A 23249-nucleotide genomic window follows, 5' to 3' on the forward strand; every position below is an offset into this window, starting at 1 on the left:
AGGGTCATGTGCAAACCTTTAGAAGTCTTTGCACAACCGCAGGGCGTCATAGATCGCAGCGTGGGTATTACGCTGCGCCACGCAGTCACCGATGCGGAACAGCAGGTAACCGTCGCCATTGCTGCTCAACGAAGGTTGCGGCTGGATCGCGAACAGCGCCTCGACATCGATCTGGCCCTTGTTGCGCGAGCCGTCCTTCAGCGCGTAGTAGATTTCTTCGTCCGGGCGTACGCCGTTCTCGACGACCACCTGATCCACCACCCGCTCCTCTTTGGCGCCGGTGTACTCGTTCTCCAGCACCGCGACAAGTTTGTCGCCTTCGCGGTAGACCTTCTCCAGCATCATGTCGCCGGTCATGATCACTTCTTTCGGGTACATGCTGCGGTAGTAGGTCGGGAACGACGTACCGCCGATGGCCACGCCCGGCTTGATGTCGTCGGTGACGATCTCGACCTGGCTGCCCTTGTCGGCGAGGAAGTCCGCCACCGACATCCCGGTGAACTCGCAAATGGTGTCGTAGACCAGCACGTTCTTGCCCGGCGCGACCTTGCCGTCGAGCACGTCCCAGCTGCTGACGACCAGCCCTTCGGCGGCGCCCCAGTGTTCGTTCTGTTCCAGGTACGGGTGACCGCCAACAGCCAGCACGACGATGTCCGGACGCAGGTCCATGATGGTGTCGGCATCGGCGGCAGTGCCCAGACGCAGGTCGACTTTCAGCCGCGCCAGCTCCAGCTGGAACCAGCGGGTGATGCCGGCGATCTGGTCACGCTGAGGCGCTTTTGAGGCCGTGGTGATCTGCCCGCCGATAAATTCCTTCTTCTCGAACAGGGTCACGTCGTGGCCACGTTCGGCCGCCACGCGGGCAGCTTCCATCCCCGCCGGGCCGGCACCGACGATCACCACCTTGCGTTTCGGCCCGGTGGATTTCTCGATGATGTGCGGCACGCCCATGTATTCACGGGAGGTCGCGGCGTTCTGGATGCACAGCACGTCCAGACCTTGATACTGACGGTCGATGCAATAGTTGGCGCCGACGCACTGCTTGATCTGGTCGACCTGGCCCATCTTGATCTTGGCGATCAGGTGCGGGTCGGCGATGTGGGCGCGGGTCATGCCGACCATGTCGACGTAACCGCCCTCCAGAATGCGCGTGGCCTGGTTCGGGTCCTTGATGTTCTGCGCGTGCAGCACCGGAACCTTGACCACTTCCTTGATCCCGGCCGCGAGGTGCAGGAACGGCTCCGGCGGATAACTCATGTTCGGAATCACGTTGGCCAGGGTGTTGTGGGTGTCGCAACCCGAGCCGACGACGCCGATGAAATCGAGCATGCCGGTGTCGTCGTAATACTTGGCGATCTGCTTCATGTCTTCGTGGGACAGACCGTCCGGGTGAAACTCGTCACCGCAGATGCGCATGCCGACGCAGAAGTCGTCACCGACCTCGGCACGCACGGCCTTCAGGACTTCCAGACCGAACTTCATCCGGCCTTCAAAAGTGCCGCCCCATTCATCGGTCCGCTTGTTGACGCGCGGGCTCCAGAACTGGTCGATCATGTGCTGGTGCACGGCCGACAGTTCGACGCCGTCCAAGCCGCCGGCCTTGGCGCGACGCGCGGCTTGCGCGTAGTTGCCGATCACCCGCCAGATTTCTTCCGGCTCGATGGTCTTGCAGGTGGCACGGTGCACCGGTTCGCGGATGCCCGACGGCGACATCAGGGTCGGCCAGTGGAAACCATCCCAACGGGAGCGCCGGCCCATGTGGGTAATCTGAATCATGATCTTGGCGCCATGCTTGTGCATGGCGTCGGCGAGATTCTGGAAGTGCGGGATGATCCGGTCGGTCGACAGGTTCACCGAGCTCCACCATTGCTGCGGGCTGTCGATCGCCACCACGGACGAACCGCCACAGATCGCCAGGCCGATGCCGCCCTTGGCTTTCTCTTCGTAGTATTTGACGTACCGTTCGGTGGTCATGCCGCCGTCGGTCGCGTAGACCTCGGCGTGCGCGGTGCTGAGCACGCGGTTGCGGATGGTCAGTTTGCCAATTTGAATTGGCTGAAACATTGCTTCGAAAGCCATGGCGGGTTCCTCGACTTACAACGGCTTGACGGTGAACAGGCCGTCGTCGTGGCCTTCTTCGGAGCCACCGTAGACCTGCTCGGCCACGGTGCGGATCTGGCTGCCGCGAGCGGCGAGGATCTGATCCATGGCACCGGCAAACCAGCCGGTGAACATGTAGTCGACCTTGCGTCCGACCTTGCCGTAGACGTAGACGAACGCCGAGTGTTCGAGCTTGACGCTGGCGGTGCCTTTGTCGAGGTCGATGTCCTGGATCTTGAACAGGCCCCAGCCGCGCTGCGACAGGCGCTTCATGTAGTGCTCGAACACCGCGACGCCTTCCAGACCGTGGCACTCGGCTTCTTTTTCACACCAGTGCCAGGCGGATTTGTAGCCGGCCTTGTAGAGGATTTCGGCATAGGCCTCGGCGCCCAGCACTTCCTCGATGCCCATGTGGTTGTTGACGAAGAAATGCCGTGGCACGTACAGCATCGGCAGGGCGTCGGAGGTCCAGACACCGGTCTCGCTGTCGACTTCGATTGGCAATTGCGGGGCGATCTTGGCCATGGAAACTTAACTCCAGAAAAATTTTGGTGTTGCCCCCGACGCGGACGGCCGGGGGAAAGTATTCGGGAAGCGGCGGCTTATTCGCCCCAGACGTCTTTCAGGACGTTCACCCAGTTTTCGCCCATGATCTTGCGCACCACACGTTCGGAGTGGCCACGCTTGAGCAGGGTTTCGGTCAGGTTCGGGAACTCGCCAACGGTGCGGATACCCAGCGGGTTGATGATCTTGCCGAAGTTGGTCAGACGGCGGGCGTAGCCCTTGTCGTGGGTCAGGTATTCGAAGAAGTCCTGACCGTGACCCTGGGTGAAGTCGGTGCCGATGCCGATGGCGTCTTCGCCGACGATGTTCATGGTGTACTCGATGGCTTCAGCGTAGTCGTCGATGGTCGAATCGATGCCTTTGGCCAGGAACGGCGCGAACATGGTCACGCCGACGAAACCGCCGTGGTCAGCAATAAACTTAAGCTCTTCATCGGACTTGTTGCGCGGGTGCTCTTTCAGCCCCGACGGCAGGCAGTGGGAATAGCAGACCGGTTTTTTCGATTCGAGGATGACTTCTTCGGAAGTCTTGGAGCCGACGTGGGACAGGTCGCACATGACGCCGACACGGTTCATTTCGGCGACGATTTCGCGACCGAAGCCCGACAGGCCGCCGTCACGTTCATAGCAACCGGTGCCCACCAGGTTCTGGGTGTTGTAGCACATCTGCACAATGCCGACGCCGAGCTGCTTGAACACCTCGACATAGCCGATCTGGTCTTCGAACGCATGGGCGTTCTGGAAGCCGAAGAGGATGCCGGTCTTGCCCTGCTCCTTGGCCTTGCGGATGTCGGCGGTGGTGCGGACGGGGATCACCAGATCGCTGTTTTCACGAATCAGTTTCTGGCTGGCGGCGATGTTGTTGACCGTGGCCTGAAAGCCCTCCCACACCGACACGGTGCAGTTGGCCGCCGTCAGACCGCCCTTGCGCATGTCTTCGAACAGCTCGCGGTTCCATTTGGCAATGATCAGACCGTCGATAACGATGCTGTCGGCGTGTAATTCGGCTGGGCTCATCAGGCGTCCCCTTATTGGCGATTCATGCGCCGAATCGTCTGCCGGCGCTTTGGGGCCAGCATATGCCTCGGTGCGCGACCAGCCGGGTGCAAAAACGACAGGGGAATTGCCGAAAGCGTCAATCCGCGACAAAGGGTCGCCAACCGGTCCGACCGGCCACCTGTTCAAGCCCGCGAGCTTGAGCCAGAATCTGCCGCATCCCGGAAACACCACTGGATTAGAGCGGCGACATCAATGAAATCGATCTTCCTGGCCCTGGCCCTGATTGCGACCGGCGTACACGCCGCCGAAGAGTCCGACAACAACCCGTGCGACGCGGTGGAAAACGACATCCAGACCCTGGAATGCTCGACCTACAGCCGCACCACCGCCGAAGACCTGCTCAAGGACAACTACGCCAGCCTGAACGAGCGCATGCAGTCGACCTACGGCAAAAACCCCGCGCAACTGGCAGACATCACCGCCAAACTCAAGGCCGCCCAGCAACAATGGCTGAAAACCCGCGACGCCGACTGCGCCGTCGAAGCTTTCCCGGCGACGGATGGCAGCAAGGCGTTCAAGATTGCGCAAAATGATTGCGTGGCGCGGATGAGTGACGAACGGTCGGAGTTTTTGGAGTCGATCGGGCAGGAGTGAGTTGAAGATGGAAAGCATGATTCCCCACGAAGTCGTTAGCCGCATCGTTGATGGTGCCCTCCCGGTTCGCGCCTGGCGCGAACATCTCAACCTGACTCAGGAAGAAGTGGCGAAACGCATGGGTATTTCGCAGCCAGCCTTTGCGCAGCAGGAAACCGTTGCAAAGCCGCGCAAGGCCACTCGCGAGAAGATTGCAGCGGCGTTTGGCATCACCGCCAACCAGCTTGAGCTGTAAGCTGCACCTCTTCAGCCAATCAAGGGATTCTCATGAACATCTGCGGTATCGAAATCAAAGGCAGTGAAGCGATCATCGCCGTGGCCTCCCTCGACGGTTCGGTGCTGAGCCATGTCGCTCTGAGCACCAAGAAAATCGCGCTGGACGATGACGACGAGGCGGCCAACGTGAAGCTGTTCGCCGCACAAGTGGCGTCATTCGTGCGCGAGAACTCGATTGATCGCATCGCGATCAAGAAGCGCAGCAAGAAGGGTGAGTTTGCCGGTGGGCCGACCACGTTCAAGATCGAAGGCGTGTTTCAGTTGCTGGATGGTTGCGAGGTGACGCTGCTGTCGCCGCAGACGATCAATGCCCAGGCCAAGAAGCACAATTTCGAGCTGCCGGGGACGCTGAACAAGTATCAGCATGAAGCCTACAAGGCAGCGTGCTCGGCGCTATTGAAGAAGTAGGAATTTATCCAGCCAACACAAACCACTGTGGGAGCGAGCTTGCTCGCGAAGAGGGAGTATCAGTCGACATATTTGTTGTATGACCCGCCGCATTCGCGAGCAAGCTCGCTCCCACAGGTTCTTTTTCTGGCCTCAAAATCAAGCCTGAGCGGTACGCCGATCTTCGCGCGGACACCGGGCAAACTTGGCCCGGTAGCTGCGGGTGAAATACGACGGTGATTCGAACCCGCAGGCGATGCTGACTTCCAGCACGCTCATGTCGGTCTGGCGCAACAGCTGCCGGGCCTTTTCCAGCCTTAAGCGCAGATAGAAATTGCTCGGCGTGTCGTTCAGGTGCAGGCGGAACAACCGCTCCAGTTGCCGTCGCGTCACCTTGATCGACTCTGCCAGTTCGAGGGTGGTCAGCGGCGGTTCGCTGTGCTGCTCCATCTCGCCGATCACATGCACCAGCTTCTTGTTGCTGATCCCGTAACGCGTGGCGACTTCCATGCGCTGGTGGTCCTTGCGAGGACGAATCCGCCCCAATACAAACTGCTCGCTGACCTGGATCGCCAGTTGCGGGCCGTGGGCCTGGGCGATCAGGTCGAGCATCAGGTCGATGGACGCGGTGCCGCCAGCGGACGTGATGCGCCGACGGTCGATCTCGAACAGCTCCTGGGTGACGCTGAGCTGTGGATAAGATTCCTTGAAGGCGTCGATGGCCTCCCAGTGCAGCGTCAGGCGATGCCCATCAAGCAGGCCCGCCTCGGCAAGGACGAAGCTGCCGGTGTCGATGGCGCCGAGGGTCACGCCTTCGTTGTCCAGCCGTCGCAGCCAATGCTCCAGCGCCGGGGTGGCGAACTTCAGCGGTTCGAACCCGGCGACCACCAGCAGCGTCGCACCTTTCTTCAGCGGCTCCAGCGCCGCATCGGCGTTGACCGACATCCCGTTACTCGCCAGCACCGCCCCGCCATCGGCGCTCAAGACGTGCCAGCGGTACAACTCGCCGCGAAAGCGGTTGGCCACCCGCAGCGGTTCGATCGCAGAGATGAAACCGATGGCGGAAAAACCCGGCATCAACAGAAAGTAGAAATCCTGGGACATGGCGCGCACTCGGTCAGCGGGTAGCGTGCAACGTTGATACGCCAGTTGTCGGCGGCATTCAAGAGCACAGGTCGCTGCAGTGCAAGAGCTGGTCGCCGCAGTGCGTTTTTGCGGGGGCATTGCTGCGTAATTTGGCATCACCGGCGCACAGACGCCGGAACCCACAATAACGACCTGCCGAGGAACCCGACATGAAACGACTGATCAGCAGCTGTGTTCTCGCACTCAGCGGTACCGCGTTTTTAAGCGCCAGTGTCATGGCGGCCGATTCCGCATCGTGTAAGAACGTGCGCATGGGCGTGGTGAACTGGACCGACGTGATCGCCACCAGTGCCATGGCCCAGGTTCTGCTCGACGGCCTCGGCTACAGCACCAAACAGACCAGCGCCTCTCAGCAAATCGTCTTCGCCGGCATCCGCGACCAGCGTCTGGATCTGTTCCTCGGCTACTGGAACCCGCTGATGACCCAGACCATCACCCCGTTCGTCGACGCCAATCAGGTCAAGGTGCTTGAAGCGCCAAGCCTCAAGGATGCCCGCGCCACCCTCGCCGTGCCGACCTATCTGGCGGACAAGGGTCTGAAAACCTTCGCCGACATCGCCAAGTTCGAGAAAGAACTGGGCGGCAAGATCTACGGCATCGAGCCAGGCTCGGGCGCCAACACCCAGATCAAGGCGATGATCGCCAAGAACCAGTTCGGCCTCGGCAAGTTCCAGCTGGTGGAATCGAGCGAGGCCGGCATGCTCGCCGCCGTCGATCGCGCCGTGCGCCGCAAGGAAGCCGTGGTGTTCTTCGGCTGGGCGCCACACCCGATGAACGTCAACGTGCAGATGACCTATCTGACCGGCAGCGATGACGCCCTCGGCCCGAACGAAGGCATGGCCACCGTGTGGACCGTCACCGCGCCGAAATACGCCGAACAATGCCCGAACGTCAGCCGCCTGCTGAGCAACCTGACGTTCACCGCCGAAGACGAGAGCCGGATGATGCAGCCGTTGCTCGATCACAAGGACGCTTTCGAATCGGCCAAACAATGGCTCAAGGATCACCCGCAGGACAAACAGCGCTGGCTCGAAGGCGTCACCACTTTCGATGGCAAACCGGCGGCTGAAAACCTCCAGCTCACCAGCAAATAAACCGCAACGAACGAACCACTTCGCAGCCCGCCACGGGCTGCGAACAGACCCATCACGCCTGAAGGAAAACGCACCATGAACCACGACGTCATCATCACCTGCGCACTCACCGGTGCTGGCGACACGACCGCCAAGAGCCCTCACGTGCCGGTCACTCCTAAACAGATCGCCGATGCCGCAGTAGAAGCGGCCAAGGCCGGCGCCACGGTCGTGCATTGCCACGTTCGTGACCCGCAGACCGGCAAGTTCAGCCGCGACGTGGCGCTGTACCGCGAAGTCATGGAGCGCATCCGCGAAGCCGACGTCGACATCATCGTCAACCTCACCGCCGGCATGGGCGGCGACCTGGAAATCGGCCCGGGTGAGAACCCGATGGAGTTTGGTCCCAACACCGATCTGGTCGGCCCGCTGACCCGTCTGGCCCACGTCGAAGAACTGCTGCCGGAAATCTGCACCCTGGATTGCGGCACCCTGAACTTCGGCGACGGCGACACCATTTACGTGTCCACCCCGGCTCAACTGCGCGCCGGCGCCAAGCGCATCACCGAGCTGGGCGTGAAGGCAGAGCTTGAGATTTTCGACACCGGCCACCTGTGGTTCGCCAAACAGATGATCAAGGAAGGCCTGCTCGACAACCCCCTGTTCCAGCTGTGCCTGGGCATCCCGTGGGGCGCACCGGCCGACACCACCACCATGAAAGCCATGGTCGACAACCTGCCGGCCGACGCGGTGTGGGCGGGTTTCGGCATCGGCCGGATGCAAATGCCGATGGCTGCGCAAGCGGTACTGCTCGGCGGCAACGTGCGGGTCGGCCTGGAAGACAACCTCTGGCTGGACAAAGGCGTGCTGGCGACCAACGGCCAACTGGTCGAGCGCGCCACCGAGATCCTCAGCCGCCTCGGCGCCCGGGTGCTGACCCCGGCAGAAGGTCGCAAGAAGATGGGCCTGACCCAGCGCGGCTGACGGCCACACATCAAACCCTGTGGGAGCGAGCCTGCTCGCGAAGAGGCCGGTACATCCGAAGCATCTTCATCAGCAGTGCCGCCGCATTCGCGAGCAAGCTCGCTCCCACGGGGAATCACCGAATTTTCCTAGGAAATCACCATGAGCTTTATCACCGAAATCAAAACCTTCGCAGCACTGGGCAGCGGCGTCATCGGCAGCGGCTGGGTCGCCCGCGCCCTCGCCCATGGCCTCGACGTGGTGGCCTGGGACCCGGCGCCGGGTGCCGAAGCGGCGCTGCGCAAACGCGTGGCCAACGCCTGGGGCGCGCTGGAGAAAAACGGTCTGGCGCCGGGCGCATCGCAGGATCGCCTGCGCTTTGTCGCGACCATTGAAGAGTGCGTGCGCGATGCGGATTTCATCCAGGAAAGCGCCCCGGAACGCCTCGAACTGAAACTGGAGCTACACAGTAAAATCAGCGCGGCGGCCAAGCCGAATGCGTTGATCGGTTCCAGCACCTCGGGCCTGTTGCCGAGCGAGTTCTACGAGAGTTCGACCCACCCGGAACGCTGCGTGGTCGGTCACCCGTTCAACCCGGTTTACCTGCTGCCGCTGGTGGAAGTGGTCGGCGGCAAGAACACCGCGCCGCAAGCGGTTCAAGCGGCGATGAAAGTCTACGAATCCCTCGGCATGCGCCCGCTGCATGTGCGCAAGGAAGTGCCGGGCTTCATCGCCGATCGCCTGCTCGAAGCGCTGTGGCGCGAGGCGCTGCACCTGGTCAACGACGGAGTGGCGACTACCGGTGAAATCGACGACGCGATCCGCTTTGGCGCTGGCCTGCGCTGGTCGTTCATGGGCACGTTCCTGACTTACACCCTGGCCGGGGGCGATGCCGGCATGCGTCACTTCATGTCGCAGTTCGGCCCGGCGTTGCAGTTGCCGTGGACGTACCTGCCGGCACCGGAACTGACGGACAAACTGATCGACGATGTGGTGGATGGCACCAGCGATCAACTGGGTCGGCACAGTATTTCGGCGCTGGAGCGCTATCGTGATGATTGCTTGCTGGCGGTGCTTGAGGCGGTGAAGACCACCAAAGAGAAGCACGGGATGAGTTTCAGCGAGTAATCCTTGCGCCAGCAATTCCGGCCTCTTCGCGAGCAAGCTCGCTCCCACAGGGGACTGCATTCAACTGTGGGAGCGAGCTTGCTCGCGAAGACGGCAACCCAGACAACATCAATGTCGGAACAGATACCATGCCCACCCTCACCACCTACCAAACCAGAATCATCCCCGACTGGGTCGACTACAACGGCCACCTGCGCGACGCCTTCTATCTGCTGATTTTCAGCTACGCCACCGACGCCCTGATGGATCGCCTCGGCATGGACAGCAGCAACCGCGAAGCCAGCGGCCACTCGCTGTTCACCCTCGAACTGCACCTCAACTACCTGCACGAAGTGAAACTCGACGCCGAAGTCGAAGTGCGCACGCAGATCATCGGCCACGACCAGAAACGCCTGCACCTCTATCACAGCCTGCATCTGGCCGGCGGTGACAAGGAACTGGCCGGTAACGAACAGATGCTGTTGCACGTCGACCTCGCCGGGCCGCGCTCCGCGCCGTTTACCCCGGACACCCTGAGCCGTCTGCAAGCCATCGTCGCCGAGCAGGCCGACTTGCCCGCGCCTGCTTACATCGGCCGGGTCATCGCCCTGCCCCCAGCCCGGTAAATTCATCCATCGCAAGGAGCCGTCATGCACACCGCCGCCGCAGTTGCCGATTTCCGTACTTATCCGTTGATCAGCGCGCTGAACGGCGTGCAGAACCTGGCGGATCGCGTCCTGATTGAATGGGCCGACGGGCGTGTCAGCCCGTTTCACCATGTGTGGTTGCGGGACAACTGCCCGTGTCCGCACTGCGTCTACAGCGTCACCCGCGAGCAGGTGTTCGAGATCGTCGATGCGGCGCAGGATCTGTCGCCCTCCGCCGCGCATATCGACACCGATGGCTGCCTGCGCATCGACTGGCAGGACGGCCACCTCAGCCGCTTCGATGCAGGCTGGTTGCGGGCCCACGCCTACGATGACGAATCCCGCTCCGAACGTCTCGCTGCCAAGCCGAAACCCTTTTTGTGGCGCAGCGATTTGCAGTTGCCAGTGTTCGACTATTCAGCCCTGATGAACGACAACGCCGCACTGCTGCAATGGTTGCTGGCGGTACGCGATATCGGCCTGACCCAGGTGCGCGGCGTACCCACCGAGCCCGGCTCGCTGAAGCTGATCGCCCAGCGAATTTCGTTCATCCGCGAGAGCAACTTCGGCGTGCTGTTCAACGTGCAATCCAAGGCCGACGCCGACAGCAATGCCTACACCGCTTTCAACCTGCCGTTGCACACGGACCTGCCGACCCGCGAGCTGCAACCCGGGCTGCAATTTCTGCATTGCCTGGTGAACGACGCCGAGGGTGGCGAAAGCATTTTCGTCGACGGTTTTGCGATTGCCGAAGCCTTGCGTCAGGAAGACCCCGCGTCATTCCAGGCGCTGTGCGAGATCCCGGTGGAGTTTCGCAACAAGGATCGCCACAGCGACTATCGCTGCCTGGCGCCGGTCATCGCCCTGGATGCGTTGGGCCGTGTCGCGGAAATCCGCATGGCCAACTTTCTGCGCGGGGCGTTCGACACGTCCGTGGAACAGATGCCGCGGCTGTATCGCGCTTACCGGCGCTTCATCGCCATGACGCGCGAGCCACGTTTCCGGGTCATGCAGCGACTCAATCCGGGCGAGCTTTGGTGCTTCGACAACCGCCGCACCCTGCACGCGCGCAACGCGTTCGACCCGGCCACCGGGGCCCGGCATTTTCAGGGCTGCTACATCGACCGAGACGAGTTGCTGTCGCGGATTCTGGTGTTGCAGCGCTAGACCGCGTCAGCCTTATTCGCGAGCAAGCCCGCTCCCACATTTCTCCGCGTTCCCCTGAATGAACGCGGTCACCTGTGGGAGCGGGCTTGCTCCGGGCGGCGTTCCGACGAAAGCGTCAGATCCAGCAACACACCTCTCCCGGATTCGCAGGCAAAAAAAGCCCCGATACAAGCCGTGACAGGATCGGGGCGAGGGTACTGTTGAGGAGCTGCCGTGGCGAGGGTGACCAAACCTTCGTGAAGCGAGCTGAGGCCAGTGTGCCCACTCCCCTGGCCGGCAAGTTAGCCGAAAACGACCTGTTCATAGCCGTCGCGGCCACTGCGACAAATCGCCCTTGCCGTGCCTCGGCATGCCTACCAGAATCGAGCCACGACCTCCGTTGCCAAAGAAGGATTCGCGTCATGATGTATGCCGATTTGATCGATCAGGAAGACCTGTTGGGCCAGCTCAAGTCGTTGGGATTCGAAGTACCGTCGGGCTCCACTGCCCAGCAGGCCTGCGAATGCGCGGTGCGGGGTCTGGATGATGTGCGGGCCAACACGCTGCGCACCATGGTCAAGCAGATGTACACCAGCAGCGCGAGTATTCAGCCGATCGTGCGCGAAGCCATCGACAAGCAGTTGCTGCCGGCACTGGCTCAGTATCAGCAAACCCGCGCCTGATACCTGACAAAAAAAGATCGCAGCCTGCGACAGTGCCTTTCCTGAAGGCGCTGTCGCAGGCTGCGATCTTTCGTTTTAGAGGCGCACGCTGGCGAAAGTCGACTCGTTGCGCGCCTGACTGAGTGCCGACATCGGCCCGGACAGCGGCGACATTACGATGGCTTGCGGCAGCGGCATCATCGCCACCTGTTGGGTGGTGTTGGAGCCGACGCGCTCGTCGCGCGGCGGAATGCCAAAGTATTCGCGGTAGCACTTGGAGAAGTGCGGCGTCGACACGAACCCGCAGACCGACGCCACTTCGATGATCGACATCGGCGTCTGCTTCAGCAGTTGCCGCGCACGGATCAGGCGCAGCTTGAGGTAGTAGCGCGACGGCGAGCAGTGCAGGTATTTCTGGAACAGGCGCTCGAGCTGGCGACGGGAGACGGAGACGTATACCGCCAGTTCGTCGAGATCGATCGGCTCTTCGAGGTTGGCCTCCATCAGCGCGACGATTTCCTGCAGTTTCGGCTGGTTGGTACCGAGCATGTGCTTGAGCGGCACGCGCTGGTGATCCTGCTCGTTGCGGATGCGTTCGTAGACGAACATCTCGGAGATCGCGGCGGACAGTTCACGGCCGTGATCGCGGCTGATCAGGTGCAGCATCATGTCCAGTGGTGCGGTGCCGCCGGAGCTGGTGAAACGGTTACGGTCGAGGGTGAACAGACGGGTGCTCATCGCGACGCGCGGGAAAGCTTCCTGCATCGCCGCCAGACATTCCCAGTGCACGCTGCAATCGAAGCCGTCGAGCAGGCCGGCGCAGGCCAGTGCCCAGCTGCCGGTGCACACGGCACCGAGGCGGCGAGACTGACGCGCCTGGCTTTGCAGCCACGAGACGTGTTCACGGGTAACGGTGCGTTGAATGCCGATCCCGCCGCACACGATGATGGTGTCGAGGGCCGGGGCTTTGTGCATGGAGGCGTCGGGGGTGATCTGCAGACCGTCACTGGCCCAGACCTGGCCGCCATCAACGGTGAGGGTGGTCCAGCGATACAACTCGCGACCGGACAACTGGTTGGCCATGCGCAGGGGTTCGACTGCGGAAGCCAGGGAAATCAGCGTGAAATTGTCCAGCAGCAGAAAGCCGATGGATTGAGGCGCACGGTTCTGGGGTTGAGCCCCGGAGTTGAACGACGTCATCGCGGTATCTCCTCACACAAAGCGGGTGATGGCCTCAGGCGGAGGCTCTTGTTATTGCCATCGTTCTCTTGCGTGAGACGGGCTTTGTTATGACAGAGCAATTGCCATGCCTAAATTTGAATGGCTGTTCAATAACTCCTGAAAACGACGTCGCGACGCGTCTATACAAGCGCTCGGACAAAGGGTAATTCGAAGTGCCATCAGCGGCCGCGAATGCCCTGCTCTGCAGCGTGTGAGCAAATCGGTAGCACTTGTGGGTACTGGCCTGCGCACGATTGTCCTACAGTGTCACCACAGGCACAGGTGACGGACGGTAGCGCCTGTGAATCAGACGCTGGAGGTGGGAAAGACTCTTATCTGATAGCGACGCGCCAAAAGGTGGCGCGTTTTGATTCCGGTGTGCACTTAACGCGCAGTTTTGACTGGTCTGACGCCTTCGCGAGCAAGCCCGCTCCCACATTCAATCGCATTCCGGCAGAGGAACCCTGGTCAAATGTGGGAGCCGGCTTGCTCGCGAATGCCACACCTCGGGTTTACTGACTCAGCACTCCACCGCGCTGACCGCCAAGCCGCCCCGTGAAGTCTCTTTATATTTGTCATGCATGTCGGCGCCGGTATCGCGCATGGTGCGGATCACCCGATCCAGCGAAATAAAGTGCTGACCATCCCCACGCAAGGCCATCTGCGCCGCGTTGATCGCCTTCACCGCCGCAATCGCATTGCGTTCGATGCACGGCACTTGCACCAAGCCACCCACCGGATCGCAGGTCAGGCCGAGGTTATGTTCGAGACCGATTTCTGCCGCGTTGCACAATTGCTCCGGCGTGGCGCCGAGCACTTCGGCCAGCCCGGCCGCCGCCATTGCACAGGCCGAACCGACCTCACCCTGACAGCCGACTTCGGCACCGGAGATCGAAGCGTTCTTCTTGCACAGAATCCCCACCGCCGCCGCCCCGAGGAAGTAATCGACCACGTTGGCGTCGGTCACCGCCTCGCTGAATTTCATGAAGTAGTGCAACACCGCCGGAATGATCCCCGCCGCGCCATTGGTCGGTGCCGTGACCATGCGGCCGCCGGCGGCGTTTTCCTCGTTCACCGCGAGGGCGAACAGGTTGACCCACTCCATCGCGCTGAGGGTCGAGCCGATCACGTTGGGCTTGTTCAATTCCTGAAGGCTGCGGTGCAACTTCGCCGCGCGGCGGCGCACGTTGAGGCCGCCGGGCAAGATGCCTTCGTGCTTGAGGCCCTGCTCGACGCAATCCTGCATCGCCCGCCAGAGTTTCATCAGGCCGGCGCGGATTTCCTCTTCACTGCGCCAGACCTTCTCGTTGGCCATCATCAATTCGGCCACGCGCAGGTTGTGGGTCTTGCACAGTTCCAGCAGCTCCACCGCGCTGGAAAAGTCGTAAGGCAACTCGGTGCGATCCAGGTCCACCACGCCGCTGGAAGCCTGCGCCTCGTCCACCACAAAACCGCCACCGACCGAATAGTAGGTGTCGCGATGCAGCTCGCCGTGATCGCCTTCGGCAACCAGGGTCATGGCGTTGGGGTGGAACGGCAGGTTCTCGTCGATCAGGCGCATGTCGCGGCCCCATATAAAGGGCACCGACAAACGACCGTCGAGCAACAGCGTGTGGGTTTCGCGCAGGGCCTGGATCCGCGGGCCGATCTGCGAAGGGTCGATTGCGTCCGGCCACTCGCCCATCAAGCCCATGATCACCGCGTTGTCGCTGCCGTGACCGACACCGGTAGCCGACAGCGAACCGAACAACTGAACCTCGATGCGGCGCACCTGCTCCAGCAAGTGTTTGTCGCGCAACGACTCGACGAAAAGGGCGGCGGCGCGCATGGGGCCGACGGTGTGGGAACTGGAAGGGCCGATGCCGATTTTGAACAGGTCGAAAACGCTGATAGCCATTGCTGCAGAGCTCCTGAGAGTGCCGGTCCGGGGCATGAAACGCCCGCTGGCGGAGCTGCTACGCTCAAGCTGCGATCCGCCGGAATGCCCGCATCATCGGGCTTTTCCCGGGTCGCTCGGCGTCTGACACCGACGTACTCATGCCCACTAACGCCGTGCCGGTTTCAGCCCGTGTTTTCGCCGTTTTTATGCGGTTCAGATGGCCAGACAGGGCAGAAAAAAGCTGTAAACGACGTCACTGACACTGGATGCGACCATCCCTGTACTGGATACGACGCACCCTGTAGGCGTCAGATTTTCACTGGTACATGATCGTATCGACTCGATTGCAAGGCGCTGCGGTAGAGCTGTCTCCAGAACGCCATCCAACCGCAACCCATAAGTGCGGTGGTCCAATCGGAACACTGCCAAAAAAAACACCAAGGAGTCCCCATTCATGAAAGGTTCCCCGTCGTTGTTGTTGGCCGCCATGCTGAGTCTGCCATTGCTGGCTCAAGCCGCAGAACCGGCGCAGTGCAGTACCGTGAACTTCTCCGATGTCGGCTGGACCGACATCACCGCAACAACCGCCACCACCTCCGTCGTGCTCCAGGCCCTCGGCTACAAGACCAAGACCACCATGATTTCCGTACCCGTGACCTACAAGTCGCTGGCCGACGGCAAGAACATGGACGTGTTCCTCGGCAACTGGATGCCGACCATGGAAAACGACATCAAGGCCTACCGCGACGCCGGCACCGTAGAAACCGTGCGCACCAACCTCAAGGGCGCCAAGTACACCCTCGCCGTTCCACAAGCCTTGTATGACAAGGGTCTGCACGACTTCGCCGACATCGCCAAATTCAAGAAAGAACTCGACGGCAAGATCTACGGGATCGAGCCGGGCAACGACGGCAACCGCCTGATCCAGAGCATGATCGACAAGAACGCTTTCGGCCTGAAGGACGCCGGTTTCAAGGTCGTCGAATCCAGCGAAGCGGGCATGCTGTCGCAGGTCGACCGCGCACAGAAACGCGACACCGCCGTGGTGTTCCTCGGCTGGGCGCCGCACCCGATGAACAAGCGCTTCAAGATTCAGTACCTGACCGGTGGTGACGATTTCTTCGGCCCGGATTTCGGCGCCGCCACCGTGGCGACCAACACCCGCAAGGGTTACGCCGAGGAATGCAGCAACGTCGGCCAACTGCTGAAAAACCTGGAGTTCACCGTCGACATGGAAAGTGAACTGATGGGCAACATCCTGGACGACAAGATGAAGCCTGACGCGGCTGCCAAGGCCTGGCTGAAAAAGAATCCACAAGTGCTCGATACCTGGCTCGCTGGCGTGACCACCATTGACGGTAAACCAGGCCTGGAGGCCGTGAAAGCCAAGCTGAATCAGTAATCGCTTATGCCGGACGGCTCACGCCGTCCGGGCTGTTTATTTCCTTGCATGCGGACGTTCACTACCATGCTGATTGATCAGAAAATCCCTTTAGGCCAGTACATCGCGGGCTTCGTTGAATGGTTGACGCAACACGGCGCCAACACCTTCGACGCAATCGCCGTGACCCTGGAAACGATGATCCACGGCGTGACGTTTGCGCTGACCTGGTTCAACCCGCTGGTGCTGATCGGCCTCATCGCCCTGCTGGCCCACTTCATTCAACGCAAATGGGGCCTGACCGCGTTCGTGGTCGCCTCCTTCCTGCTGATCCTCAACCTGGGGTACTGGCAGGAAACCATGGAAACCCTCGCCCAGGTGATGTTCGCGACCCTGGTCTGCGTGGTCATCGGCGTGCCGCTGGGCATCGTCGCCGCGCACAAACCGATGTTCTACACTTTGATGAGGCCGGTGCTCGATCTGATGCAGACCGTACCGACCTTCGTTTACCTCATTCCTACCCTGACCCTCTTCGGGCTGGGCGTGGTGCCGGGCCTGATCTCCACGGTGGTGTTCGCCATCGCTGCGCCGATCCGCCTGACCTACCTGGGCATCCGCGATGTCCCGGAAGAACTGATGGACGCCGGCAAGGCCTTCGGCTGCTCGCGTCGCCAACTGCTCTCACGGATCGAACTGCCCCACGCCATGCCGAGCATCGCGGCCGGCATCACCCAGTGCATCATGCTGTCGCTGTCGATGGTGGTGATCGCGGCACTGGTAGGCGCCGACGGACTCGGCAAACCGGTGGTCAACGCACTGAACACTGCTGATATCGCCCTGGGCTTCGAAGCGGGCCTGGCGATCGTACTGCTGGCGATCATGCTCGACCGTATCTGCAAACAACCCGACGCCAAAGTAGGGGGTGACGCATGAGCATTATTCGCTTCGATAACGTTGACGTTATATTCGCAAGAGATCCACGCGAGGCACTCAAGCTGCTGGATCAGGGCATGACCCGTAACGAGATCCTGAAAAAGACCGGGCAGATTGTCGGCGTTGAAAAAGCCAGCCTGGATATCGAGAAAGGCGAAATCTGTGTACTGATGGGCCTGTCCGGCTCCGGTAAATCCAGCCTGCTGCGCTGCATCAACGGCCTCAACACCGTGAGCCGCGGCAAGCTGTTCGTCGAACACGAAGGCAAGCAGATCGACATCGCATCCTGCAGCCCGGCCGAACTGAAAATGATGCGCACCAAGCGCATTGCGATGGTGTTCCAGAAGTTCGCCCTGATGCCCTGGTTGACCGTTCGCGAGAACATCAGCTTCGGACTGGAAATGCAGGGCCGTCCCGAGAAAGAACGCCGCAAACTGGTGGATGACAAGCTCGAGCTGGTGGGCCTGACCCAATGGCGCAACAAGAAACCCAACGAACTGTCCGGCGGCATGCAGCAGCGTGTTGGCCTGGCCCGCGCGCTGGCGATGGACGCCGACATTCTGCTGATGGACGAACCGTTCTCGGCCCTCGACCCGCTGATCCGTCAGGGTCTGCAGGATGAACTGCTGGAACTGCAACGCAAGCTGAGCAAGACCATCGTGTTCGTCAGCCACGACCTCGACGAGGCGCTGAAACTCGGCAGCCGCATCGCGATCATGAAAGACGGCCGGATCATCCAGTACAGCGTGCCGGAAGAGATCGTGCTCAACCCTGCGGACGATTACGTACGCACCTTCGTCGCCCACACCAATCCGCTGAACGTGCTGTGCGGTCGCAGCCTGATGCGTACCCTCGACAACTGCAAACGCATCAACGGTTCGGTGTGCCTGGATCCGGGCGGCGACTCGTGGCTGGATCTGGCTGAAGGCAACACCATCAAGGGCGCACGCAAGAACGGCTCGGCACTCGATCTGCAGAACTGGGTGCCGGGGCAAGCGGTGGAAGGCCTTGATCGTCGTCCGACCTTGGTGGACTCGAACATCGGCATGCGTGACGCCTTGCAGATCCGTTATCAGACCGGCAACAAACTGGTGCTGCACGACAACAACCATGTGGTGGGGATTCTTGGCGACAGCGAGCTGTATCACGCGCTGCTCGGGAAGAACCTGGGGTAAAGAGAGCAGACACAAAAACGCCGCGAGAGGATCGCGGCGTTTTTGTTTATGGGATATCGGGCAAAGCCGTGTTGAGGCAGATGGCCCCTTCGCGAGCAAGCCCGCTCCCACATTTGGAATGCATTCCCCTGTGGGAGCGGGCTTGCTCGCGAAGAAGGCAACGCGGTGTCACTGAGGCACCGCGTCACTTACATCTCAGCTATAAACACGGCCAAGGAGTTGCCGATGGCTTTCAAACTGATCGAGCACATCGCGCGTGATCTGATCCTGTGTGAAGCCCATCAGGTCGTAGTCCTGGCTGCCGTTGTGCAGGTACACCTCGGCGCGGTAGAAACGCTGACGCGCCTCATCGGACTGAACCGACTCGCTCGGGGTGGCCAGATAGCCGTCCAGGCTCACTTCGTAGACAAAAGGGTTGCCCTCTTCCATCTCGACCCGCACGCCCATGCAGCGTTTGGATTTACCCAGCAGCGTCTGCACTTCCAGACCCTGAGCACGCATTTGCGCGGCAGCATCTTCCAGCGCCGGGCTGACGTGTTTGTCCATGAAGCGCTGAACCACCGATTGGCTCGGTTGCAGATCCAGCTGAGTCAGACGCTCGCTGAAACCACGACGACCGCGTTCGGCCAGTTGCGCTTGCTCCTGTTCGATCTGCGTGTCCTGGCGCATTGCCTTGTGCAGGCCGAACATGAAGAACACCAGCACCACCGAGAACGGCAGACCGGCCAGCACCACCATGGTTTGCATGGCTTCGAAGTTACCGGCGAACAGCAGGCCGATGGTCACCAGCGTGATCACGACCGACCAGAAGATCCGCAGCCAGTGCGGGGCGTCTTCGTCGACGTTGCCGCCCTTGCAGGACAGGTTCGCCATCATCACCGCGCCAGAGTCGGCCGGAGTAAGGAACAGCACGAAACCGACGAAGATCGACACACCGATGACGACTTTCGACGCCGGGTAGTGTTCAAGCAACTGATAGATCGCCATCGACGGCTGTTCCAGCGCCGTCTTGCCGAGTTCCACCGCGCCCTGGTTCATCACCAGATCCAGCGCCGAGTTACCGAAGATCGACAGCCACGCCAGGGTGAAACCCAGTGGAATCAGCAGCACGCCAGCCACCAGTTCACGCACGGTACGACCACGGGAAATACGTGCGATGAACATGCCGACGAATGGGGCCCAGGAAATCCACCACGCCCAGTAGAACAGAGTCCACAGGCCCAGCCAGCGGTCGGACTTCTCGCTGTCGCCTTCATAGACGTACAGGTCGAAAGTCTTCAGCACCACGCCGTTGAGGTAGTCGCCGATGTTCTGCACGAAGCCGTTGAGCAAGTGCAGGGTCGGGCCGAACAGCAGGACGAAAATCAGCAGGCCGCTGAACAGGATGATGTTGAGGTTGGACAGACGACGGATGCCGTTTTCCACGCCGGACACGGCAGCGATGGTCGCCACGGTGCTCATCACGATGATCACGATCAGCAGGTTGGTGTTGCTGTGCTCCATGCCGAACAGGTTTTCCAGGCCCGAAGACACTTGCAGCGAACCGATCCCCAGGTTGGTCACCAGACCCAGCAGGGTCACGAACATGCCGAAGCCGTCTACCGCATGACCGGCCGCTCCCTTGACCCAGCGCTCACCCGCAAGCGGATACAGCGCCGAACGCAGCGCCAGGGGCTGGTTGTGACGGTAAGCAAAATACGCCACGGCCAGACCGACCAGCGCGTAGATCGCCCAGCCGTGCAGGCCCCAGTGCAGGAAGGTCAGCTGAACAGCCTGACGTGCCGCCAGGTTGGTGGCCGACGCGCCTTCCGGCGGGTTGAAGTAGTGATCCAGCGGCTCGGAGGCGCCGAAGTACAGCAGCGAAATACCGATACCCGACGAGAACAGCATCCCCGCCCAGGCGCCGTAGCTGAAATCCGGGGTGTCATCCTTGCTACCCAGTTTGAGTTTGCCGTAGGAGGAAAACGCCAGGCCCACCACGAAAACGAGGTAAGCGGCGATCACCACCATGTAGTACCAGCCGAAGCTGCGGGACAACCAGGCCTGGGCCACTCCCAGCATTCTGCCGGCCTCTTGCGGGGCGATGATCAGAATGGCGGTCAACAACAGAATCAGCGCGGTAGAGGTGTAGAACACCCAACCGTTGACCGTCACCTTCTCGGGCGGGGTCTTTATAAGCGAGGCAGAACTCATGGCACAAATGCTCCAGGCAGTGCGAGAGAAGAACACAAGGCAACACGGAACCCGACCAATCGGTTAGTTGGCAGCCGACCGGCGGGTGATATAAAGACACCCCGAAAAAAGCCCGAACCTGCAGAGATGGCACCGCGAATCGCCGTCGTGGCCGAGGCATGGACGTTCATCCGAAACCTGGCCTTGAGCGTCTTGCCCATTCAACACGTCCATCGAACGTCGAACCGCGCCTTGCCCCGCGCAGGTTTCGAGCATTTTCGGATGTCGGTTTATCGCCACTTACACGTAGGAAAAATCTGTAGGCAGCGACGATTTGTCGCAGATCTTATTCTTTGTTGATTGAACGTTCAATCAAAACAAAATAGACTGGCCCTCAATCCGATCGGCGTCATTCGCCCGTCGGAAGGCCTAAGGAGATGTGCAAGATGCCCAAGGTCGGTATGCAACCCATCCGCCGCCAACAACTGATCGAAGCCACTTTGCAGGCGGTTGATCAGGTCGGAATGGGGGACGCCAGCATTGCGCTGATCGCCCGTTTGGCCGGTGTCTCGAATGGCATCATCAGTCACTATTTTCAGGACAAGAACGGCCTGATTGCCGCCACGATGCGGTATCTGATGAGCGTCCTCAGCGAGAACGTCACCGCGCGCCGTCAGGCGCTGGCAGACAGCAGCCCCCGGGCGCATCTGCAGGTGATCATCGAAGGCAACTTCGACGCCAGCCAGGTCAATGGCCCGGCAATGAAAACCTGGCTGGCCTTCTGGGCCACCAGCATGCACCAGCCGTCTTTGCACAGGTTGCAGCGGATCAACGATCACCGTCTGTATTCCAACCTGTGCTGCGAGTTCCGCCGTGTGTTGCCGCTCGAAGATGCGCGCACCGCCGCCCGCGGACTGGCAGCTCTGATTGACGGCTTGTGGTTGCGCGGCGCGCTGTCGGGAGACGCTTTCGACACTGCGCAGGCGCAACAGATCGCTTACGAATACATGGATTTCCAATTGGCCAAGAAGGTGAGCTAGAGCACACAGAAAACGCTCGGCCCCTGAACGCCACCGCAGCCTGATCGCGGTGGTCAACGCCAACCACTTATGCACTTGCGAGGACACTATGGCCCGTTTCGAACTGCAAAAACTCTACATCGATGGCGCGTACTCCGACGCCGGCAGCGATGCCACCTTCGAAGCCATCAACCCGGCTAACGGTGAAGTCCTCGCACAAGTGCAACGTGCGACCAAGGAAGACGTCGAGCGCGCAGTAGTCAGCGCCGAAAAGGGCCAGAAAATCTGGGCTGCGATGACCGCCATGGAGCGTTCGCGCATCCTGCGTCGCGCCGTCGACATCCTGCGCGAGCGCAACGATGAACTGGCTGCCCTGGAAACCCTGGACACCGGCAAAGCCTTCTCCGAAACCAAGTACGTCGACATCGTTACCGGCGCCGACGTGCTGGAATACTACGCAGGCCTGGTACCCGCCATCGAAGGCGAGCAGATCCCGCTGCGTGACACCTCGTTTGTCTACACCCGTCGCGAGCCGCTGGGCGTTGTCGCCGGTATCGGCGCTTGGAACTACCCGATCCAGATCGCCCTGTGGAAATCCGCTCCAGCCCTGGCGGCCGGTAACGCGATGATCTTCAAGCCAAGCGAAGTCACCTCGCTGACCACCCTGAAACTGGCCGAGATCTACACCGAAGCCGGCGTTCCGAACGGCGTGTTCAACGTCCTGACCGGCAGCGGCCGTGAGGTCGGCACATGGCTGACCGAGCACCCGCGCATCGAGAAGATCTCTTTCACCGGCGGCACCGACACCGGCAAGAAGGTCATGGCCAGCGCTTCGGCTTCGTCGCTCAAAGACGTGACCATGGAACTGGGCGGCAAGTCCCCGCTGATCATCTGCGACGACGCCGACCTGGATCGCGCCGCCGACACCGCGATGATGGCCAACTTCTACAGCTCCGGTCAGGTCTGCACCAACGGCACTCGCGTGTTCGTGCCGAGCCACCTGAAAGCCGCTTTCGAAGCCAAGATCGTCGAGCGCGTTGCCCGCATCCGCGTTGGCAACCCGGAAGACGAAAACACCAACTTCGGCCCGCTGGTCAGCTTCGCGCACATGGAAAACGTGCTGGGCTACATCGCCAAGGGTAAAGAAGAAGGCGCCCGCGTTCTGTGCGGCGGCGAGCGCATGACCGACGGCGAATTCGCCAAAGGCGCGTTTGTGGCTCCGACCGTGTTCACCGACTGCACTGACGACATGACCATCGTCCGTGAAGAAATCTTCGGCCCGGTGATGGCGATCCTGACCTACGAAACCGAAGAAGAAGTGATCCGCCGCGCCAACGACACCGACTTCGGCCTGGCCGCCGGTATCGTCACCCGCGACCTGAACCGCGCCCACCGCGTGATTCATCAACTGGAAGCCGGTATCTGCTGGATCAACGCCTGGGGCGAGTCCGACGCAAAAATGCCGGTTGGCGGTTACAAGCAGTCGGGCGTCGGCCGTGAGAACGGCATCAGCTCGCTGAACAACTTCACTCGCATCAAATCGGTACAGGTCGAGCTGGGCGATTACGTCTCGGTGTTCTAAGACCCGAGTCTCGTATTGCCTGCGAGGGCCTCTTCGCGGGCAAGCCCGCTCCCACAGGTTTGGGGTCGTCCTTCAAATCCGTGGCAACTCCCAATCCCTGTGGGAGCTGGCTTGCCAGCGATTCGAGTGCATAGCACTCGCCGAGGCCCGATCTGACCACATCT

General features: G+C 61.1%; 20 protein-coding genes and 1 pseudogene. 14 read left to right on the forward strand and 7 right to left on the reverse strand.

Annotation, left to right across the window (positions count from 1 at the left end; all coding sequences use genetic code 11):
- Positions 1–18: 18 nt before the first annotated feature.
- The 3 genes from dgcA to CAF63_RS21595 form a co-directional block, all read right to left on the reverse strand.
- Positions 19–2079 (reverse strand): dimethylglycine demethylation protein DgcA, encoded by a 2061-nt coding sequence (gene dgcA, locus CAF63_RS21585; protein WP_085688582.1) that lies wholly within the window; start codon positions 2077–2079, stop codon positions 19–21.
- A 15-nt stretch (positions 2080–2094) separates the two neighbouring features.
- On the reverse strand, positions 2095–2625 hold the full coding sequence (locus tag CAF63_RS21590) for a DUF5943 domain-containing protein (RefSeq protein ID WP_010452075.1): 531 nt from the start codon (positions 2623–2625) through the stop codon (positions 2095–2097).
- Positions 2626–2702: 77 nt separating this feature from the next.
- Positions 2703–3680 (reverse strand): dipeptidase, encoded by a 978-nt coding sequence (locus CAF63_RS21595; RefSeq protein WP_007959776.1) that lies wholly within the window; start codon positions 3678–3680, stop codon positions 2703–2705.
- 234 nt (positions 3681–3914) lie between these two features.
- On the opposite strand from CAF63_RS21595, the gene CAF63_RS21600 reads away from it, so the two are divergent.
- From CAF63_RS21600 to CAF63_RS21610, 3 genes and pseudogenes are all read left to right on the forward strand, one after another.
- The gene (locus CAF63_RS21600) at positions 3915–4316 is read left to right on the forward strand and encodes a lysozyme inhibitor LprI family protein (RefSeq protein ID WP_085688675.1); all 402 of its coding nucleotides are present in this window, start codon (positions 3915–3917) and stop codon (positions 4314–4316) included.
- Positions 4317–4332: 16 nt separating this feature from the next.
- A pseudogene (locus CAF63_RS21605) lies at positions 4333–4551 on the forward strand (helix-turn-helix domain-containing protein); the annotation flags it as partial.
- A gap of 32 nt (positions 4552–4583) precedes the next feature.
- Positions 4584–5000: a DUF3010 family protein gene (locus tag CAF63_RS21610; protein ID WP_085688587.1), complete on the forward strand. Its 417-nt coding sequence runs from the start codon at positions 4584–4586 to the stop codon at positions 4998–5000.
- 138 nt (positions 5001–5138) lie between these two features.
- Here the strand turns inward: CAF63_RS21610 and CAF63_RS21615 are convergent, their stop codons facing one another.
- Positions 5139–6083 (reverse strand): GlxA family transcriptional regulator, encoded by a 945-nt coding sequence (locus CAF63_RS21615; protein WP_085688589.1) that lies wholly within the window; start codon positions 6081–6083, stop codon positions 5139–5141.
- Positions 6084–6274: 191 nt separating this feature from the next.
- Between CAF63_RS21615 and choX the strand changes: the two genes are divergently transcribed.
- The 6 genes from choX to CAF63_RS21645 all read left to right on the forward strand — a co-directional run bounded on the left by choX (position 6275) and on the right by CAF63_RS21645 (position 11744).
- Positions 6275–7219, forward strand: a complete 945-nt coding sequence (gene choX / locus CAF63_RS21620) for a choline ABC transporter substrate-binding protein (protein WP_085688591.1) — start codon at positions 6275–6277, stop codon at positions 7217–7219.
- Between the two features lie 75 nt (positions 7220–7294).
- Positions 7295–8182 (forward strand): 3-keto-5-aminohexanoate cleavage protein, encoded by an 888-nt coding sequence (locus tag CAF63_RS21625; protein WP_085688594.1) that lies wholly within the window; start codon positions 7295–7297, stop codon positions 8180–8182.
- Between the two features lie 141 nt (positions 8183–8323).
- Positions 8324–9289 carry an L-carnitine dehydrogenase gene (locus CAF63_RS21630; RefSeq protein ID WP_085688596.1) on the forward strand — a complete coding sequence of 322 codons (966 nt, stop codon included), beginning with the start codon at positions 8324–8326 and terminating at the stop codon, positions 9287–9289.
- 128 nt (positions 9290–9417) lie between these two features.
- On the forward strand, positions 9418–9894 hold the full coding sequence (locus CAF63_RS21635) for a thioesterase family protein (protein WP_085688598.1): 477 nt from the start codon (positions 9418–9420) through the stop codon (positions 9892–9894).
- A gap of 24 nt (positions 9895–9918) precedes the next feature.
- Positions 9919–11082: a gamma-butyrobetaine dioxygenase gene (locus tag CAF63_RS21640; RefSeq protein ID WP_085688600.1), complete on the forward strand. Its 1164-nt coding sequence runs from the start codon at positions 9919–9921 to the stop codon at positions 11080–11082.
- Between the two features lie 401 nt (positions 11083–11483).
- On the forward strand, positions 11484–11744 hold the full coding sequence (locus CAF63_RS21645; RefSeq protein ID WP_085688602.1) for a hypothetical protein: 261 nt from the start codon (positions 11484–11486) through the stop codon (positions 11742–11744).
- A gap of 75 nt (positions 11745–11819) precedes the next feature.
- On the opposite strand, the gene CAF63_RS21650 is transcribed toward CAF63_RS21645, so the two are convergent.
- Complete coding sequence (locus CAF63_RS21650; RefSeq protein WP_085688604.1) at positions 11820–12923, reverse strand: GlxA family transcriptional regulator; 1104 nt, start codon at positions 12921–12923, stop codon at positions 11820–11822.
- A 541-nt stretch (positions 12924–13464) separates the two neighbouring features.
- Positions 13465–14841, reverse strand: coding sequence for an L-serine ammonia-lyase (locus CAF63_RS21655; RefSeq protein ID WP_085688606.1), 1377 nt, complete (start codon positions 14839–14841; stop codon positions 13465–13467).
- Positions 14842–15277: 436 nt separating this feature from the next.
- Here CAF63_RS21655 and CAF63_RS21660 point away from each other — a divergent pair, with 436 nt between their 5' ends.
- The 3 genes from CAF63_RS21660 (at position 15278) to choV (ending at position 18312) form a co-directional block, all read left to right on the forward strand.
- Entirely contained in the window at positions 15278–16225 is a 948-nt protein-coding gene (locus tag CAF63_RS21660; RefSeq protein WP_085688608.1) for a choline ABC transporter substrate-binding protein, read from the forward strand.
- Between the two features lie 66 nt (positions 16226–16291).
- Positions 16292–17137 carry a choline ABC transporter permease subunit gene (choW, locus tag CAF63_RS21665; RefSeq protein ID WP_064380213.1) on the forward strand — a complete coding sequence of 282 codons (846 nt, stop codon included), beginning with the start codon at positions 16292–16294 and terminating at the stop codon, positions 17135–17137.
- The gene (gene choV / locus CAF63_RS21670; protein ID WP_085688611.1) at positions 17134–18312 is read left to right on the forward strand and encodes a choline ABC transporter ATP-binding protein; all 1179 of its coding nucleotides are present in this window, start codon (positions 17134–17136) and stop codon (positions 18310–18312) included. The genes choW and choV overlap by 4 nt, the downstream gene beginning before the upstream one ends.
- A gap of 195 nt (positions 18313–18507) precedes the next feature.
- On the opposite strand, the gene betT is transcribed toward choV, so the two are convergent.
- The gene (betT, locus tag CAF63_RS21675) at positions 18508–20505 is read right to left on the reverse strand and encodes a choline BCCT transporter BetT (RefSeq protein ID WP_085688614.1); all 1998 of its coding nucleotides are present in this window, start codon (positions 20503–20505) and stop codon (positions 18508–18510) included.
- Between the two features lie 425 nt (positions 20506–20930).
- Between betT and betI the strand changes: the two genes are divergently transcribed.
- Both betI and betB read left to right on the forward strand, forming a co-directional pair.
- Complete coding sequence (gene betI / locus CAF63_RS21680) at positions 20931–21524, forward strand: transcriptional regulator BetI (protein WP_085688616.1); 594 nt, start codon at positions 20931–20933, stop codon at positions 21522–21524.
- An 88-nt stretch (positions 21525–21612) separates the two neighbouring features.
- Positions 21613–23085 carry a betaine-aldehyde dehydrogenase gene (betB, locus tag CAF63_RS21685; RefSeq protein WP_085688619.1) on the forward strand — a complete coding sequence of 491 codons (1473 nt, stop codon included), beginning with the start codon at positions 21613–21615 and terminating at the stop codon, positions 23083–23085.
- Positions 23086–23249 lie beyond the last annotated feature (164 nt).

The sequence above is a fragment of the Pseudomonas sp. B20(2017) genome, from assembly GCF_002113125.1.
Taxonomy (GTDB): Bacteria; Pseudomonadota; Gammaproteobacteria; order Pseudomonadales; family Pseudomonadaceae; genus Aquipseudomonas.